The organism is Paucibacter sp. B51, from assembly GCF_027863535.1.
GTDB lineage: Bacteria > Pseudomonadota > Gammaproteobacteria > Burkholderiales > Burkholderiaceae_C > Paucibacter_A > Paucibacter_A aquatilis.
Genome location: NZ_JAPIVN010000001.1, coordinates 508,798 through 523,276, shown reverse-complemented (window position 1 = coordinate 523,276; position 14,479 = coordinate 508,798). Strand labels below are relative to the sequence as shown.

The window sequence follows — 14,479 nt, the reverse complement described above, 5'->3', positions numbered from 1 at the left end:
AGGAGAATTGCAATGTCTGGAGCTTTGAACAGCGTGGTGGGTGGCGGTGGTGGTCTGCTGAGCAGCATCGGCAGCGTCATCGGTGGTGCGTTTGGCGGCCCGCTGGGCGCCATGATCGGCCAAGCCGTGGGCAACCTGGTCCAGTCGGCCATCGGCGATGCCATCAAGGACGGCATCAACCAGCTGCAACAGCAGCACGGCATGCCCAAGTTCCTGGGCGACCTGATCAAGGACCGTGCCGACAACGTCCTCGGCGGCCTGCGCAACAACGCCGTTCCGGCCGATGTGCAGAGCCTGGCTCAGCAGCAGTTCGGCGGCGCGATTGCCAAATTCAAGACCGACTTCCAGCAAGACTTCGTGCAGTCCGTGCTGGGCAACCGCAAGGCCCAGGGCAGTGGCGAAGAGTCCGACGGCGCCGGTGGCTGGCTGCAAGCCATTGCCAAGGCCATGGGCCAAGCCCTGGGCGACAAGGCCAAGCACTTGGTGGAGCTGTCGGCCAAGATGACCGATCTGCAGCAAGCCAAGTCCACGGCCACCGACCCCAAGGTCAAGCAGGAAGAAGACGGCAAGAACGCTCAAGAGTTCAACAAGACCATGACCGAGTTCCAGGCCACCGGTCAGGAATACAGCATGTTGAACAGCGTGTTCTCGACCGCGATCAAGTCGCTGGGCGAAGCCCTGTCTTCGATGGCTCGCAAGCAGTAAGTCTGCGAGCAAGCCCGGGGCTCCTGGCCCCGGGTGTGGGCGCCCGCGAGGGGGCCCTGCGGCGGAGGGAGCTTTGGCTCTCTTCGCCGTTGGTGTTTGTGGTGCGCGTGTGGCCGCGGTTTCATGTGTGTGCTGTGGTTCCGTTTCAATCCAGAGTGAGGGAGTTTTGTCATGCAAGTCCAAGCCTTCGGTTCAGCCCCAGCGCCCAGGCCGGGCACCTCGATGCCCAACAAGCCGGGTTCGCGGCTGCTGGTCGTCGCCCTGCTCGCGGCCCTGAGCGCCTGTGGAGGCGGCGGTGGCGGCGGTGGCGGCGAGGCCCCTGCCCCTGCTCCAGCTCCAGCTCCAGCTCCCGCGCCCGCGCCCGCACCTGCACCTGCACCTGCACCTGCACCCGCGCCCGCGCCCGCGCCCGCGCCCGCACCCGCACCCGCACCCGCACCCGCACCCGCGCCTGCGCCTGCGCCCGATCCTGCTTCGCCCAGTGTGCTTGGCCTGCTGGTGCGTGACCCGGCGGACACGCGTGTCGATGCGCAGGTGTTGGATCTGGCGACGGGGCAACAGATCGACCTGCCGCGCAGCGCGCGGGCGCAGGCGCTCGGCGTGTCAGATGCCTGGGCGGTCAGTCGGCCCACACGGGAACTGATCCGTGAAGACGGGGCCGAAACTGTGGACATCTTCAACTGGCCCGCGCTCACACTCGGTGCCAGTTTCAAGCTCGCGACGCAGACCAGCCCCGACGAAAAGGCCAAGCTCTTGCGCCTGCGCATGTCGCACGATGGCAAGTACCTGGCGGCCTATGAATTTGCCACCAACTCCTCTCGCAAGACGCGGGCGCTGGTCTTCAATCGTCAGGGCCAGATTCTGTTGACCGGCTCCTATCAAGAGGCGGATGGTGGCGGTGGGTTTGACTGGCTGCCGGACGGTCGCCTCGCGTACTTCGAGAAGGGCCAGGTTTTGATCTACGACCCGGTTCAGAATCAGTCGGCCGCTGTGGCCATCCAGTTTCCGCCGGAGGCGCGTGCCGGCAATGAGAACCTGGCGGTCAGCCCGGACGGCAAGACCCTGGCCGTCGTCAAATGGGCGGGTCTGCGCAACAGCAAGGGTGAGACCCGTGAGGTGCCGGTGCTCTATCGTGCGCCGGTGTTAGGTGGTGCTGTGAGCGTGGTCGCTCAAGCCAGCCCGGAGCGGATCGATGATCCGGTGCGTCTGTCCATGCTCGACCTGTCCTGGTCGGCGGACGGTCAATGGCTGAGCTTTGTCGCGCAGGTGGGCGATGACCGCTACGGCGGCGGCCTGGGCGTCAGCGGATGCCCCTTGGCCTATGCCGTGTCTGCCACGGCCTCCACGCCCACTTTGATCGATGGCGTTCGTGACAGCGACAAGGCTTTGCGTGCCGCCAGCACGGGAGGCGGGCGCGAGGCGGTGTACAGCTGTGGCCTGTTGAGCTGGTTCTGATCCCTGCGCTTGAATCGGCTGCGTCTCGGGAGCCAGGGTTTGAGCCTGGATACCGAGCCCAGCCGCGCTGCGGCCGAGGCAGCGTACCGCTGAGTGTCGGCACCTATGCAGACGCCCACGAATTGAACAAGCCCGCCAGCGCGAGAGGGAAGCCCCATCATGTTGTCCATGCGTTTTTTGAAGCCTTTCGCCAGTCCAAGGTCTCGGCAAGTCAGGTCTCTTCGTCTCCAGCTTCGAGCCCACGCCTTGATTTGGCGCCTGGCCCTCGCGCTGCCGGTGCTGCTGGCACAGCAGGCCCAGGCCCAGGTCTTGAATCCCGTGGCGCCCGCCGAGGCGGGCGCGGATTCGCGCACGCCCATCTCTGGTTTCTCGATCTCCTCGGGCCTGCGCCTGGCGGCCGATGGCGCCGAGCAGTGGCACAGCAATGCCGAGCAGTTGTCCAAGGTGTTCCCGGCCGCCCACCAGGACCGCATGCGCAAGGCCTATCTGCAGAGCAAGGATGTGTTCGTGCAGATCGAGCAGCGCCTGGGCTGGCCGCGCAACGATGTGGCCGGTGCGATGGCGGCGTTCATCGTGGGCAACTACATGGTGATGCGGGGCGTCGAGGTCAGCGATGCCCACACCCAGGCCCTGGCCGAGCAGCTGGCGGCTCAGCCGGACATGGTGACCCGCCTGGGCGCCCAGACGCCGCAAGCCCTGCGCGGCCTCTACGAGCAATGCGCCATGGTCGGCACCTTCATGGCCCTGGCCCAGCTGAGCCAGAAGGCCAACCCCCAACCCGCGGCGCAGCAACAGCATCTGCGCGATGCCGCCCGCGCCAATCTGCAGCGGGTGCTGGGCCGCGAGCCCGAGCGCCTGAGCCTGGGGCCGAACGGTTTGGTGTGGCAGTGACTGTTGGGCGGGGCGACTCGTCAGCGAGCCGCTGAACTGCGGCGGTAGCGAAACGCAAAGCTGCCGCCGTTGCCGCACAGCGAATCGGCCGCGGCTTGGGTGGCCGCGTCGTTGGCGATCTCCAGCGTGCCGTCAGCCTGGAGGCTGGCGGCCACCGGCTTGGTGCCGGGCATGAGCAGCTGCAGCCGGGCAGGCTGCGTGGCGCTGGCAGGCAGCAGATCGGCCTCGCCCTGCCATTCGCAAGTCCAGCGCGAGGTCTTGGGCTCGGCCGTCTGCAGGCTGACGCGGTAGCGCGTTGCAGCCGCCGGGCCGGTTGGTGTGGCCAGCACCGGGTAGAGGGCCAGGCTGCCCGTGCCGGGCAGCTCGAACACCCCCGCCCAGGGCAGCGGGCCGCCGCCCCGCAGCTGGCTCAGGCGCCCCTGGTAGGCCTCGGTGATGCAGGCCGCATCGGCCGCGCAGCGATCGCGCGCCTTCAGCCAGGCCAGCTGGTCCTGCTTGAGCGCGCCATGCTGCGGATGCTCCTGCAGCGCGCTGTTCATGGCCTTCCAGGCCTTCTGCTGCTGCCGGTCCAGCTGACTCAGCTCGGCGCTGGCGCAGATGGCCTTCTCGGTCGAGCTGCTGGCTTTGCGGCAGTCGAAGGCCGGGCCTGAGCTCGCGCTTGACTCTGCAGCGGCCCCCACGGCCGAAGCCGAGAGGGCAGCGGCATGCGCGAGCAGCAGCAAACTCAGTGGTTTCAGGCGCCAGCCCCGGCTGAGTGGTGATCCCCAGCGACACGATCGGGCCGAGGTGGAGGCAGAAGGGCGGGCGGCAGCGAGAGGCATGGGTGGGAAGCGGCGATCGCCGGGGTCAAGGACGATGCGGCGCCGCCGGGAAAGGCGACAGCATCTGCAAGGCCTGCTTGCGCTCCTGCTCGAAGCGATGTCGCACGCCGGCCTGCACATCATCCGTGGATTTGGAGAAGTACTTCAGCACCGTCTTGCCGGACTTGTCCAGCTTCTCGGCGCCACGCTCATCGTAAATGGCATTGATGATGTCGGCATCTTTGAGCTGGCTGACATCACGTCCCGCCAGCGCCTTGGCGATGACCGAGGAGCCCGAACCATGCTGCACCGCCACCGACCAGACCACATCGCGCAGCGCTGCTGAGCGCTGCGACAGGTCCAGGCCCTGTTCGGCCTTGAGTCGGGCCGCCAGTGGCTCGTAGTGCCGGCTGGCAATGAAGCTGTGCTGCAGGGCTGCGAAGCGCGGGTCAGCGGCCAAGGTCACCCAGGCCTTCTTGAACTCTGCCGTGCCCGCACGAGCGGCCTCCAGGCCGCCTGCGGCTTTCAGAGCCTGATGCATCTCGGGCGCGTGCGTGGCGGCGTGGTCGAGGAACTTGGCCATGGTGCCGCGCTGGGTTTCGATCTGGTACTTGCCGTAGGACCAGCCGCCGGTGTTGTCGTAGCCAATGGCCGCGCTGCCACGGCGACCCGATTCGTAGCGAGCGCTGAGTTTGCCCAGCTCGGTATCGGCGTTGAGGCCGCCGCCGTTGTTGTTTGCCGCGGGTCGTTCGGCAGACGGCGCTGCTGCTGCCTGTGCCGAGGCAGCCGGGGCCTCCAGCCGTGCCAGCAGGGACTTGACGGCTTCGACCAAGGGGTTGGCCAGCAGCAGCTTCTTGAGATCCACACCCCAGTGCTCGGCAATGCCGGGCAAGGTTTCTCCGGGCACGACGCGGTGCTCACGCTCCAGCCCCGGCGTGGCCACCGGGATGCGCAAGACCTGGCCGACGCGCAGGCGGTCCGGGTCGCGGGGGCTGCTGCCCACACGGCCGTCGGCCAGCTTCGGATCCATGCCATTGGCTTGCATCAAGGCTTCGGCACTGATGCCATGGTTTTTGGCAATGCGGCTGAGGGTGTCGCCGCTGTGCACGCGGTAGCTCGGGTTCGTGAGGTTCATGTCTGGGCTCCTTGGCCTTGGCTCTTGGGGCGGTGCCCCGATGCCATGCATTGGAGAAGAAGTGCGCTGCCGGCGAAAGACGGGACCATCCGCAATCGGGTCTGGAGCCCATGCCGCCGATTAGGGGCGTTGCTAGCTGGGAGCGGCCCCGGCTATCGCGAGTCAGCGAGACGGGCTGCAATCGCAGCGATGCGAGCTGACTTCGGTCAGTGACATGCCAACACACACGCACACGCAAGAAGGGTCCATCATCATGAGTACCACCATCGACACCGGCCGCAGTGCTGGCAGGTCCGGCAGCGCCGCGTCGGCAACCGGCTCCGCCGGTGAACTGCTGAGCCTGGCCCGCGACTCTGCCAGCGGTCAGCTGGACACGCGGCGCCTGGCCGGCTGGGTGGCGCAGGCCAGCCAGCATGACTTTGGCAAGGCCTCGGCCGCTCATGCCGCGATCGAGACCGAATTGGCCGGCCGTGATGCCGGCGCGCTGGCGCGCTTCAACCAGGATGTGGTGGCCGCGGTGGCGGGCTTGGCCGAGGCCGCGCCGAACGGTCTGGCGGCCGCAGGCCAGGCCTGGGCCAGCGAGGGCCGACGCTTGTTGGTCGACAACCCCATCCTGGTCAAGCAGTGGGTGTCCACGACCAGTGCCTGGACGGGCAAGAGCGGCTTCACCGATGGCCTGCGTGCCATGCTCGAGAGCCATGGCATTACCGTGGAACGCCTGGCCAACCCGGTGCCGCCGGGCTCGCTCGGCAAGAGCTCCGGGGTCCCAGCCTCCCTGGCCAACAACCGCAACGGCGACCTGGCACGCGATGCGATTGCGGACCGCTGGCGTGCCCAGGGCCTGCAGGTGGAGATCGAGCAGCCGCGCCAGGGCGGCGCACGGGTGGTCGATGTGGTGGTGGATCGCCCGGCTGCGGATCCGCGCCGGAGCCAGCGTCTGGAGATCGAATCCAAGGTCGGTCGCAACAGCATGGACTCCGACCTGGCCCGCCAGGCCGGGCTGGACGGTCAAGCCCTGCGCGAGAACCGCCTGCTGCGTGGTGCCGGCCACGTGCTCGAGGGCGTGGGCAAGGTGGCACGACCGCTTGGTCTGGTGATGGATGCCGTCGAGGTCGGCAGCGCCTTCCGCAAGGATGGCGACCGCGTCGGGGTTCACACCGGCCGGGCCGCTTCCGGCCTGGCCGGTGGGGCGGCTGGCGGCTGGGGCGGGGCCGTCGGCGGCGCAGCCCTGGGCACAGCCATCTTCCCCGGCGTGGGCACGGTGATCGGCGGCGTTGTCGGAGGTATCGCCGGCGCTGTGGTCGGCGACCAGGCCGGCCGCGGGCTGTTCGACACGCTCAAGTCCTGGTTCTGATGCCGCGATTCGCTTGCATCGGAGCCGGGTTCCGCGCCGCGCACCCCATGGCATGATGCCTTCCATGTGGTCCTGGCTCACACGAAAAACCGAGCGTTCTGAAGGCCAGGCGCTGCTGCAGCGCCTGCGTGAGCGCTATCCCGTCTATGCGGCGCCCCATGCTTACCGTCGAGATGGGCAGTTGCTGAGCCTGGCTCAGGCTCAGGAGAACCTCGAGTATCTGCGGACTCAGCGCCCGACGCGGTTGGGCATCGTCGGCGACTTCCTGCACACCGAGGCCGGGGTCGATGTGGCGGTGGCTCTGGCCGGTGCTGAGCCGGCGGCGCTGCTGGATGGCCTGCACCGCTGGAGCTTGCGTGTGTTTCCCGCGCTCCAGAAAGCCGCGCCGCAGCTGGCGCGTGACGAGGTCTGGCTGGCCAGCGATCGGCGTGGCCCGGAGATCGTGTATTCCCTGCTGATGGATCTGGCGCTGCTGTTGGGCGAGCTGATCCTGATCCGCCGCCCGGCCTTTCAGTGGGCGCTGGATCTGGACGAGGGCAATCTGCTGGACGGCATGGACAGCGTGCGCCGGCCGGTGCTGCAGTTCCTGCCAACCTCGACCGCTGCCGGTGATGCCTCGATGCCCCCGGTGCAGCTGGATGTCGAGGCCCTCGTCGTCCATCGCTACCGCGAGCCCGACAGCCCCAGTCTGCAGTGGATGAATGGCTGGGCCCAACTCGTCCAGGACGCCCGCAGCGGGGCCTACGAGCGCGTGTTCTAGATCGCTGCGGCCGCCGGTGTTCGGGCTTGCACCTGAAATGAAGGGGCTGCCCATCCTCAAGTCTTGCGGGTTCGCCCATCCAAACGCAAACGCCCGCTCCCCAGTGCGGTGAGCGGGCTGCAAGCCCCGTGAATACCGCCGATGAAGGCCGCCGACGAAGGCTGGCGGCCGCGGGGCCGGTATGGCGGCTCAGGCCTGCCAGCGGGTCAGCGTCAGGTTCAAGCTCAGCTGCGCGCTCAGGGCCCAGCCCTGCGGGTTGGCGGCTTCGTTGAAGTTGACCGTGCCGCCGGTCCAGGCGCGGCCGCCGCCGGCCACGCCGGTGTTGGCGCGCGAGCCTTCGCTGTCCTGGCCCAGCAGATTGCGCAGCAGGGCGCCGCTGAGGCTGATGCTGAGGATGCTGCTCATGGCCTGGAAGGCGCCCTGGAAGATCTGGGCCAGCTGCTGCAACTGCTGCTGTTGCTGGGCCGCCGCTGCGGCGGCGGCGCCGCCTTTTTGCAGGTCGGTGCCGTTGATGTAGTTCTGGTTCACCTGCACCAGCTTGCCATTGCCGTCCACGGCGACAAAGCCCTTGCCGTTGGCGTTCTCGAGCAGCACATTGCCGTCGTCGGTGACGCCGTCCAGGGTCTGGCCCCAGCCCTTGGCTTCGTCGATCTTGAGGTCGCCGCGCTGGTTGGTGTCGATGCCGCTGATGCGCACGCCGTAGTCGCCATTGGTGATGGTCAGCTTGCTGGGTAGGGTCATGTCGTTGCCGGCCGGCACGGTTTCGAAGGTCAGCTTGGTGCCGTCATCGAGCTTGAAGGTGGTGGTGCCCCAGAAGTCAAAGGCATGCTGGCCATCGACATTGACATGCGGGTCGCCCCAGACCACATAGTTTTCACCGGTCTTCTTGTTGGTGATCTCCACGCGGTTGGCATCGGCCGCGGTGATGCGGTAGTTGTCGTTCTCGAACACCGCCTTGCCGCCCTGCATCGAGGTGCTGGCGTGGCTGGGGTTGCTGCGGTCGACGGGGCCGCAGCCGCCGATGGCGATACCGGCGCTGGCCGACGAAACAGAGTTGGTGAACATGGTCGGGCTCTCCTTGCAATAAGTTCAGTGGATGAATGAATGAGTGCTTGAAAAGACTCATGGGTGTTGGAACCTCGCCCGTTTTGCATCCGTCGGGATGCAAGGTTTGGGCGTCGCAGTGGCATCAGTAGCCAACCGCGATCAACTGCCTGGTCATTGAAACGATTTGCAAGCCGACGCGTAAGTTGGGGGCGTTCGCAATGCGGATGACCGCAACTAGGGCTGTCCGCAATCGATCGAATGCAGTGCCGCAGCGGCGGGCGATTAGGAACAGCCGCAATTTCCAAAGCAGCTCTGCCGGCTTAGGCTTCGGGCCTCGAACGATGCACCCAGCCCCTCTTCATTCATGAACACGCTTGCCAGCTCTGCGTTTGCCTTCAGCCTCCCTCACGGGGCGCTGCCTGTGGCTGCGCCCGCGGCAGGGTTGGCCTCCCTGGGTTCGCCTTCGACTCCGTCCATGGGTGGGGCTGCGGCACTCTTGCGCGCCGAGGTCGAGCCGCAGGCGCGCGGGCTCTCGGTGCAAGCCCATGCCGAGCGCGTGCTGGCGGCCATGCGGACTCAGGGTTGAGCGTCCATGGCCGACGCGCGCCGCGAGCCCGACTGGACGGCCGCAGCCCAAGCCCTGCTGTCCGGATGTGTGGATCTGCCTGACGAGGAGCTGCGTCTGGCTTTGCTGGACCAGGTCTGCCGCAGCTTGGGCGATGCCCTGTATCCCGATTTCTTGAACCTGCTGGCCGTGGTCGGGGAGCGCGGCGATGCCCAGGCCTGCGCGGTGCTGGCCCAGACCTTGTTGGCCGGGCTGCAGACCGGCCGCCTGCCCAGCGGCCGCCGCCAGGCCTGGGGCGCCCCGAGCCACTCCGGCTCGGCCGCCTCGCTGGCTGCTCAACAGTTTGGTGCCTGGCGTTCCCTGGGGCCCTTGGAGTATTGGGTCTGTCTGAGCCAGGATGAGCCTCGGGGGGCGGGCTTGGCTGAGCCTGAGTTCCTGCGCCAGGGGCAGGCTTTGCTGCGCCTGATCAACAGCAGCGAGGCGGCTCGGCAGCTTTACATTCAACGCCTGCAGGCCTTGGCGGCCGATCCGGTGGAAGGCGGCCTGTCCCGTCATGCCCGCCAAGTGCTGACGCGGTTCGCCGAAGCCTGGGCCCAGGGCCAGTCGCCCGATGCCTTGTGCCAGCAGGTGCTTGGCGCCATGCCGGTGCGAGCTCATGGGCTCAGCGCACTGGCCGGCTGGGGCTCGCGCTGAACATTGGGCTCTGGGTGTGGGGGAGATCGGGGCCGCGCCGCAGCTTGCGGCGGGTCTTCAGCAAGCGCCGCAATATCGGGGCTTGCTGACAGGGAGGTATCCGGTGGTGCGACCGGCAAGAATCGAACTTGCGCCTAAGCCTTCGGAGGGCCCAATGATATCCACTTCACCACGGTCGCCGGGAGCGCGCATTCTAACCTCAGCGGCCGCGCCCGCCGTGACGAGCGTCAATCCTTGCAGTCAGCCCCAGGTGCTGACAGATATAATCTGCCGGTTTTGCGTCCGGTGAACCGCCGGGCATTGCATCTTCCCTTGCCGACGCCAACGAGGATTTCATGAGCGGAAACCAGAATCACGCACACGAGCACGATCATGCTGACGAAGCCCATGAAGGCCCGATCAAGACGCCCAAGCAACTGGCCTGGGCCGTGTTCTTTGCCTTTGTCGTTCCTGTCATCGTCATCATTCTGCTGGCCAACTATGTGACCAGCGACTCCAAGCCGTCTGCCGGTACCGAGGCCCTGGAAGCACAGGCTGTGGCCGCCCGCATCCAGCCCATCGGCGCGATCGAGCTGAAGGACATGAACAATGTCGCCGCCCTGAAGACCGGCGAGCAGGTGTTCCAGGCCCAGTGCGCGGCCTGCCACTCGACCGGCGCTGCCGGCGCCCCCAAGCTGGGCGACGAAGCCGCCTGGGGCCCGCGCGTGAAGACTGGTTATGACGCACTGCTGACCTCGGCCCTCAAGGGCAAGGGCGCCATGGGCGCACAGGGCGGTGGCGATTTCAGCGATTTCGAAATCTCCCGCGCCGTGGTCTACATGGCCAACCAGGGCGGTGCCAAGTTCGACGAGCCCAAGGCCCCGGCCGCGGCAGCTTCGGCCGCCAACTGATGCGCAATGTGGCGAGCTCGGGCATGTCCCGAGCATGCGCCGCACCGACAGCCGACCCTCGGGTCGGCTTTTTTTCGCCGCGTGTTTTTGGCTTTGTGCGCGCCTGCCGTTCGGGCCGCGGGGCCAGGTCTTGCGCGCGACGCCTTGTGCCGGGGCGGCTGGCCTGCCGGTGGTAGCCTGCAGTAAGCTCAAGGCCATGAACCGGCTTGCTCCGCTCATGCTGATCCTGGCCTTGTGTGCGGCTGGGCCGGCCGCCGTTCGGGCGGCCGAATCGGCGGGCCTGCCCACGCGCTGGCGGGTGTGTGTCACCGACCTTCAAGCGCCTCCGTTCCTGAACAACCAGGCGGAGCATCCCGGCACGGTAGAGCGCATGCTGCAGGACAGTGCGCGCCAGCAGGGCTTGGAGCTGGAGTTGCTGCGGCTGCCACCGCGTCGTTGCCGCCTGATGCTGGATCAGGGGCAGATCGAGGCAGCGCTCGCCGGCCCCACGCCGGTCAATCTGCAGGAACTGCAGTTCCCTCTGCGGGCCGGGCAGCTGGATGCGTCACGCAGCCTGATGCAACTCCATCTGGTCTGGCTCAAGCGCGAGGATTCCACGCTCGACTGGGATGGCCAGGCTCTGCGGGGACTCGGCGCTGGCGGGAAGGTGCCCGTGATCGGCGTGCGGGCTGGGGTGCGCATCACCGCGGAGCCCCTGCTCGGTCTCGGCCTGCGCGTCGAGGATTCCGCGCACAGCATGGCGCAGTTGCTGGCCAAGTTGCGCGCCGGTCGCGTCGATCTGGCGGTGGTTGCAGCGCCAGAGCTCAATCTGTCACCCGATGCGCAAAGCCTGCACGGCCTGGCCGTCTTGAGCAAGCCCTTGCTGCAGATGGACATTTACCTCGTGCAGCGCAAGGATGCCGGTGCCGAGCGGGCGGCACTGATGGAGCGTTGGTGGGCGGCGATTGCCCAGCTGCGCGAGGCCGAGGCGCATCGCACAGCGCCCTGAGTCGGTGCAACAGGATCAGCTGCCGTAACCAAGGTCCTTGACGGACACCAAACGGCCGTCCTCGAACACCAGCTGCTGCATGAACTGCTGAGGTCCGAAGTTGTAGACCCATTCTTCGATCAGCACCTGGCGTTCGCGCTCCAGCTCCACCGTGCTGCCGGGTGGCAGGCCGCTGTTGGGCGCGGCGGGCACGCGCAGACGGATGACGCGGCGGTCGAGGCGTTGCTCCTGCAGGCTGGGCGTGCCGCATTTGCGCAGCACCTCGGGCTTGGCCATGCCGGCGTCAATGACAAAGGAATTGCAGCGAAAGGCCCAGGCCGAGGGGGTCAGCAGCAGCGCACTGAAGGCCAGCGCGGCCAGGCAGGGTTTGCGGGCAAGCATGGGCGAGCGAAACAGCGGTGGCATGGCAATCCCCGGGAAGCGGCAGTCCTGTGCAACGCGCGCCAGGCTGCGGGCGTTGACCGAGGCCGGCCTTGGGCCTCCTCAGCCGAGGCTGAAGCGCTGTCGCAGCGCCTGGCTTTGCCGGCGCGACACCGTCAGCCACGGGCCGCTGTGCAACTGCAGCTGCAGGCTGCTGTCGTCGCCGGGCTGCAGGCGGGCGATGGCATCCAGGCGCACCAGTGCCTGGCGGTTGATCTGCTGGTAGCGCTGCGGGTCCAGGCGCGGCAGCAGGCGGCTGAGGCTGCCGGCCAGCAGAAAGACGCCTTGTGGCGTGTGCAGCTCAAGGTAGTTGTCGCGGCTTTCGATCAGGGCGATGTCGCCCAGGCGGATCAGGGCCATCTGCTCGCCGCGGCGTAGCAGCACGCGATGCTCATCGCTCAGATAGGGGCTGCTGCGCGGCTCCAGCTCGGCTCGCAGGCGCTGCAGCGCCTGGGCCAGGCGTTCGGCCGCGACCGGCTTGACCAGATAGTCCAGGGCATTGAGGTCGAAGGCCTCGACCGCAAAGCTGGCATGGGCGGTGCAGAAGATGATGCGCGCCTCGGCGTTGAGGGCACGGGCTACCGCCAGGCCATCCTGCTCGGGCATCTGCACATCGAGCAGCAGGGCATGGGGCTGCAGCTGGGCGTGCAGGGCCAGGGCCTCCTCGCCACTGCTGGCCTCGGCCAGCACCTCGACATCCTCATGCGCTGCCAGCAGGCGGCGCAGCTCCAGCCGGGCCAGGCGTTCGTCGTCCACCAGCAGCAGGCGCAAGTGAGGGGGCTTCATCATCGTCATGGGGTGCAGGCGTCCTGCCAGGGCAGGCGCAGTTCAGCGTGAAACTGCAGGCCCGAGGCCTCCGGGCGGGCATGCAATGTGGCCGTGCTGCCCAGCTGCAGGCGCAGGCTTTCGCTCAGATGGGCCAAACCGCTGCCCAGGCCGGTGCGCGCGGCAGGGTCGGCCTGCGGTGCCAGCGGGTTCTCTACCCGCAGGGTCCACAGCGGGCTGCCGGCCTCATGCGCCGCATGGATGCGCAGGCGGCCGCCCTCGCGGCGCGCACCAATGCCATGCTTGATTGCGTTCTCGCACAAGCCCAGCAAGGCAAAGCGCGGCAGGCGCTGGGCCATCAGCGCGGGCGGCAGGCTGATGGCCAGCTGCAATCGATCTTCGAGCCGGCTCGCTTCCAGGGCCAGGTAGCGCTGGCAGAGCTGCCACTCCTCGTCGAGGCGGCAAAGGCTGCCACTTTGTTCGAGGCTGGCGCGCAAGAGGGTGGACAGCTCGGTCAGCAAATGGGCGGCGCGCTCGGGGTTCTCGAAGATCAGGCCGCGCACGGTGTTCATGGCATTGAACAGAAAGTGCGGCTTGAGCTGGTTCTGCAAGGCCTGCAGCTGGGCCGCGCGCGCCTGCTGCTCCAGCGCGGTGCGCTGCCGGCGGTCCAGGTGGCTTTGCCAGGCCAGGCTGAACAGCAGGTACTGGGCCAGCGCCACCACCCAGCTGCCGCCCTGGCTGATCCAACGCAGCTGCACGGGGCTCAGGTTCAGGGCCTGGGGGTCCAGGGGCACGCCGCTGCCCAGCCACTGGGTCAGGGTGTGGATGCACAGCGCGTCGATGGCGGCCAGGGCGGCCAGCAAAGGCAGGCGGTGCGCCCAGGGCTGCCCTGGCCGTGCCTGGCTGACCAGCAGGCCCAGCAGGCCCCAGCGCAGCAAGGCCATCAGGCCGACGCGCTGCACCGTGCCCGGGCGCAGCCCCGGGTCGCCGAACAGGGCGAACTGGATCAGCAGGATCAGCAGCGCCTGCAGCCCGCACAAGGACAGCAGCAAACCGGCCTGGCGCCACAGGGGCCAGGCCGTGGAGGCGGTGTCGCGAGCGAGGGTCTCAGTACGCGACACGCGTCACCTTGAAACCCTGGGCCTGCAGCAGGGCCGGCAGGCCCTCGCTGCCCAGATGGGCGGGCGCCACGGCCACGAACAGTCGCTGGCCTTCTCGCAGGCGCTGGGCGATCTTGAGGCTCCAGGCCTGGTCACGTTCGCGCTGGATGCGCTCGCGCGTGGCCGGTGCGAAGGCCGAGCTCTCGAAGCTGGCTTGCAAGGCCGCCATATCGCCGCGGCGCCAGGCGGCATAGCTCTGCACGCTGTCCTGGCCCTGGCTGATCAGCAGGCGGCGCAGCAGGGCCTGCTGGTCGGCCTCGGGGATGGACTGCAGCAGCTGGAAGCCGGCCTGCAGCCCTTCCAGCTCCAGCAAGGGCTTGTCCTTCATGGCCCGGTGCACCAGGTTCATGCTGCTGTGCTGTTCCTGGCTTTGCAGGCCGGCTTTCTGGGCCATCAGCTTGTGCAGGGCGGCCACCACGAAGAAGGGCGGCAGGCTGTCCAGGGCGCTGCAGGGCAGGCCTTGCTGCTTGCACAGCTGATCAAAGTCGCCGAGCAGATCGGCCGGCAGGGTGGCGCGGAAGGAAGCACCGGGTTGGCGCAGTGCAGCCAGCAAGGGGGCGGCCTCGCTGGGTGCGACCGGCATGCGCAACTCACTGGCCAGCTGATCGCTCTCGGTCAGGGCCTGCTGGACCGTGCCGGGCAGCGCCGTCACGCCGGCTTCGCTCCATGGCAGGGCGCCGAACAGCCAGGAGCGCCGGCCCTGATGCTCCACCGACCACAGGGCGGGTCGGTAATCGGCCTGCGCGGCAGGCGGGGTGTCGGGGGCGGCCGGGCTGCCCAGGCTCGGCGCCGTGAAGGCGGTGAGCAGGGGCAGCAGGCAAGCGATGGCGAGGCGGGACGGTTTCATGGGC

General features: G+C 67.9%; 16 protein-coding genes and 1 tRNA gene. 9 read left to right on the top strand and 8 right to left on the bottom strand.

Annotated elements, in window-relative coordinates; all coding sequences use genetic code 11:
• Positions 1-12 precede the first annotated feature (12 nt).
• The 3 genes from OOB33_RS02175 to OOB33_RS02165 all read left to right on the top strand — a co-directional run bounded on the left by OOB33_RS02175 (position 13) and on the right by OOB33_RS02165 (position 3,051).
• On the top strand, positions 13-705 hold the full coding sequence (locus OOB33_RS02175; protein WP_271007468.1) for a hypothetical protein: 693 nt from the start codon (positions 13-15) through the stop codon (positions 703-705).
• Between the two features lie 171 nt (positions 706-876).
• Positions 877-2,160: a hypothetical protein gene (locus OOB33_RS02170; protein ID WP_271007467.1), complete on the top strand. Its 1,284-nt coding sequence runs from the start codon at positions 877-879 to the stop codon at positions 2,158-2,160.
• A gap of 246 nt (positions 2,161-2,406) precedes the next feature.
• The gene (locus OOB33_RS02165; protein WP_271007466.1) at positions 2,407-3,051 is read left to right on the top strand and encodes a DUF6683 family protein; all 645 of its coding nucleotides are present in this window, start codon (positions 2,407-2,409) and stop codon (positions 3,049-3,051) included.
• 20 nt (positions 3,052-3,071) lie between these two features.
• Here the strand turns inward: OOB33_RS02165 and OOB33_RS02160 are convergent, their stop codons facing one another.
• Together OOB33_RS02160 and OOB33_RS02155 are read right to left on the bottom strand one after the other, a co-directional pair.
• Complete coding sequence (locus OOB33_RS02160; protein ID WP_271007465.1) at positions 3,072-3,773, bottom strand: lysozyme inhibitor LprI family protein; 702 nt, start codon at positions 3,771-3,773, stop codon at positions 3,072-3,074.
• A gap of 124 nt (positions 3,774-3,897) precedes the next feature.
• Positions 3,898-4,986 carry a LysM peptidoglycan-binding domain-containing protein gene (locus OOB33_RS02155; protein ID WP_271007464.1) on the bottom strand — a complete coding sequence of 363 codons (1,089 nt, stop codon included), beginning with the start codon at positions 4,984-4,986 and terminating at the stop codon, positions 3,898-3,900.
• 253 nt (positions 4,987-5,239) lie between these two features.
• Here OOB33_RS02155 and OOB33_RS02150 point away from each other — a divergent pair, with 253 nt between their 5' ends.
• Together OOB33_RS02150 and OOB33_RS02145 are read left to right on the top strand one after the other, a co-directional pair.
• On the top strand, positions 5,240-6,340 hold the full coding sequence (locus OOB33_RS02150) for a hypothetical protein (RefSeq protein WP_271007463.1): 1,101 nt from the start codon (positions 5,240-5,242) through the stop codon (positions 6,338-6,340).
• Positions 6,341-6,404: 64 nt separating this feature from the next.
• Positions 6,405-7,100 (top strand): hypothetical protein, encoded by a 696-nt coding sequence (locus OOB33_RS02145; RefSeq protein ID WP_271007462.1) that lies wholly within the window; start codon positions 6,405-6,407, stop codon positions 7,098-7,100.
• Positions 7,101-7,289: 189 nt separating this feature from the next.
• Here the strand turns inward: OOB33_RS02145 and OOB33_RS02140 are convergent, their stop codons facing one another.
• Positions 7,290-8,165, bottom strand: a complete 876-nt coding sequence (locus OOB33_RS02140) for a DUF1521 domain-containing protein (RefSeq protein WP_271007461.1) — start codon at positions 8,163-8,165, stop codon at positions 7,290-7,292.
• 346 nt (positions 8,166-8,511) lie between these two features.
• On the opposite strand from OOB33_RS02140, the gene OOB33_RS02135 reads away from it, so the two are divergent.
• Both OOB33_RS02135 and OOB33_RS02130 read left to right on the top strand, forming a co-directional pair.
• Positions 8,512-8,733 carry a hypothetical protein gene (locus OOB33_RS02135; RefSeq protein ID WP_102769095.1) on the top strand — a complete coding sequence of 74 codons (222 nt, stop codon included), beginning with the start codon at positions 8,512-8,514 and terminating at the stop codon, positions 8,731-8,733.
• Positions 8,734-8,739: 6 nt separating this feature from the next.
• Positions 8,740-9,405, top strand: coding sequence for a hypothetical protein (locus OOB33_RS02130; RefSeq protein ID WP_271007460.1), 666 nt, complete (start codon positions 8,740-8,742; stop codon positions 9,403-9,405).
• A 104-nt stretch (positions 9,406-9,509) separates the two neighbouring features.
• Here OOB33_RS02130 and OOB33_RS02125 read toward each other — a convergent pair.
• A tRNA-Arg gene (locus tag OOB33_RS02125) sits at positions 9,510-9,584 on the bottom strand.
• Positions 9,585-9,740: 156 nt separating this feature from the next.
• Between OOB33_RS02125 and OOB33_RS02120 the strand changes: the two genes are divergently transcribed.
• Both OOB33_RS02120 and OOB33_RS02115 read left to right on the top strand, forming a co-directional pair.
• Positions 9,741-10,295, top strand: coding sequence for a c-type cytochrome (locus OOB33_RS02120; protein ID WP_102769097.1), 555 nt, complete (start codon positions 9,741-9,743; stop codon positions 10,293-10,295).
• A 196-nt stretch (positions 10,296-10,491) separates the two neighbouring features.
• Positions 10,492-11,283: a hypothetical protein gene (locus OOB33_RS02115; RefSeq protein WP_133155277.1), complete on the top strand. Its 792-nt coding sequence runs from the start codon at positions 10,492-10,494 to the stop codon at positions 11,281-11,283.
• 15 nt (positions 11,284-11,298) lie between these two features.
• Here the strand turns inward: OOB33_RS02115 and OOB33_RS02110 are convergent, their stop codons facing one another.
• From OOB33_RS02110 to OOB33_RS02095, 4 genes are all read right to left on the bottom strand, one after another.
• Positions 11,299-11,664, bottom strand: a complete 366-nt coding sequence (locus tag OOB33_RS02110) for a DUF2845 domain-containing protein (protein ID WP_271007459.1) — start codon at positions 11,662-11,664, stop codon at positions 11,299-11,301.
• A gap of 102 nt (positions 11,665-11,766) precedes the next feature.
• A complete protein-coding gene (locus tag OOB33_RS02105; RefSeq protein ID WP_271007458.1) occupies positions 11,767-12,498 on the bottom strand; it encodes a LytR/AlgR family response regulator transcription factor in 732 nt (243 codons plus the stop codon).
• Complete coding sequence (locus tag OOB33_RS02100) at positions 12,495-13,589, bottom strand: sensor histidine kinase (protein ID WP_271007457.1); 1,095 nt, start codon at positions 13,587-13,589, stop codon at positions 12,495-12,497. Before OOB33_RS02100 ends, OOB33_RS02105 begins: the two co-directional genes overlap by 4 nt.
• Positions 13,576-14,475 carry a TraB/GumN family protein gene (locus OOB33_RS02095; RefSeq protein ID WP_271007456.1) on the bottom strand — a complete coding sequence of 300 codons (900 nt, stop codon included), beginning with the start codon at positions 14,473-14,475 and terminating at the stop codon, positions 13,576-13,578. Before OOB33_RS02095 ends, OOB33_RS02100 begins: the two co-directional genes overlap by 14 nt.
• Between the last annotated feature and the right edge of the window lie 4 nt (positions 14,476-14,479).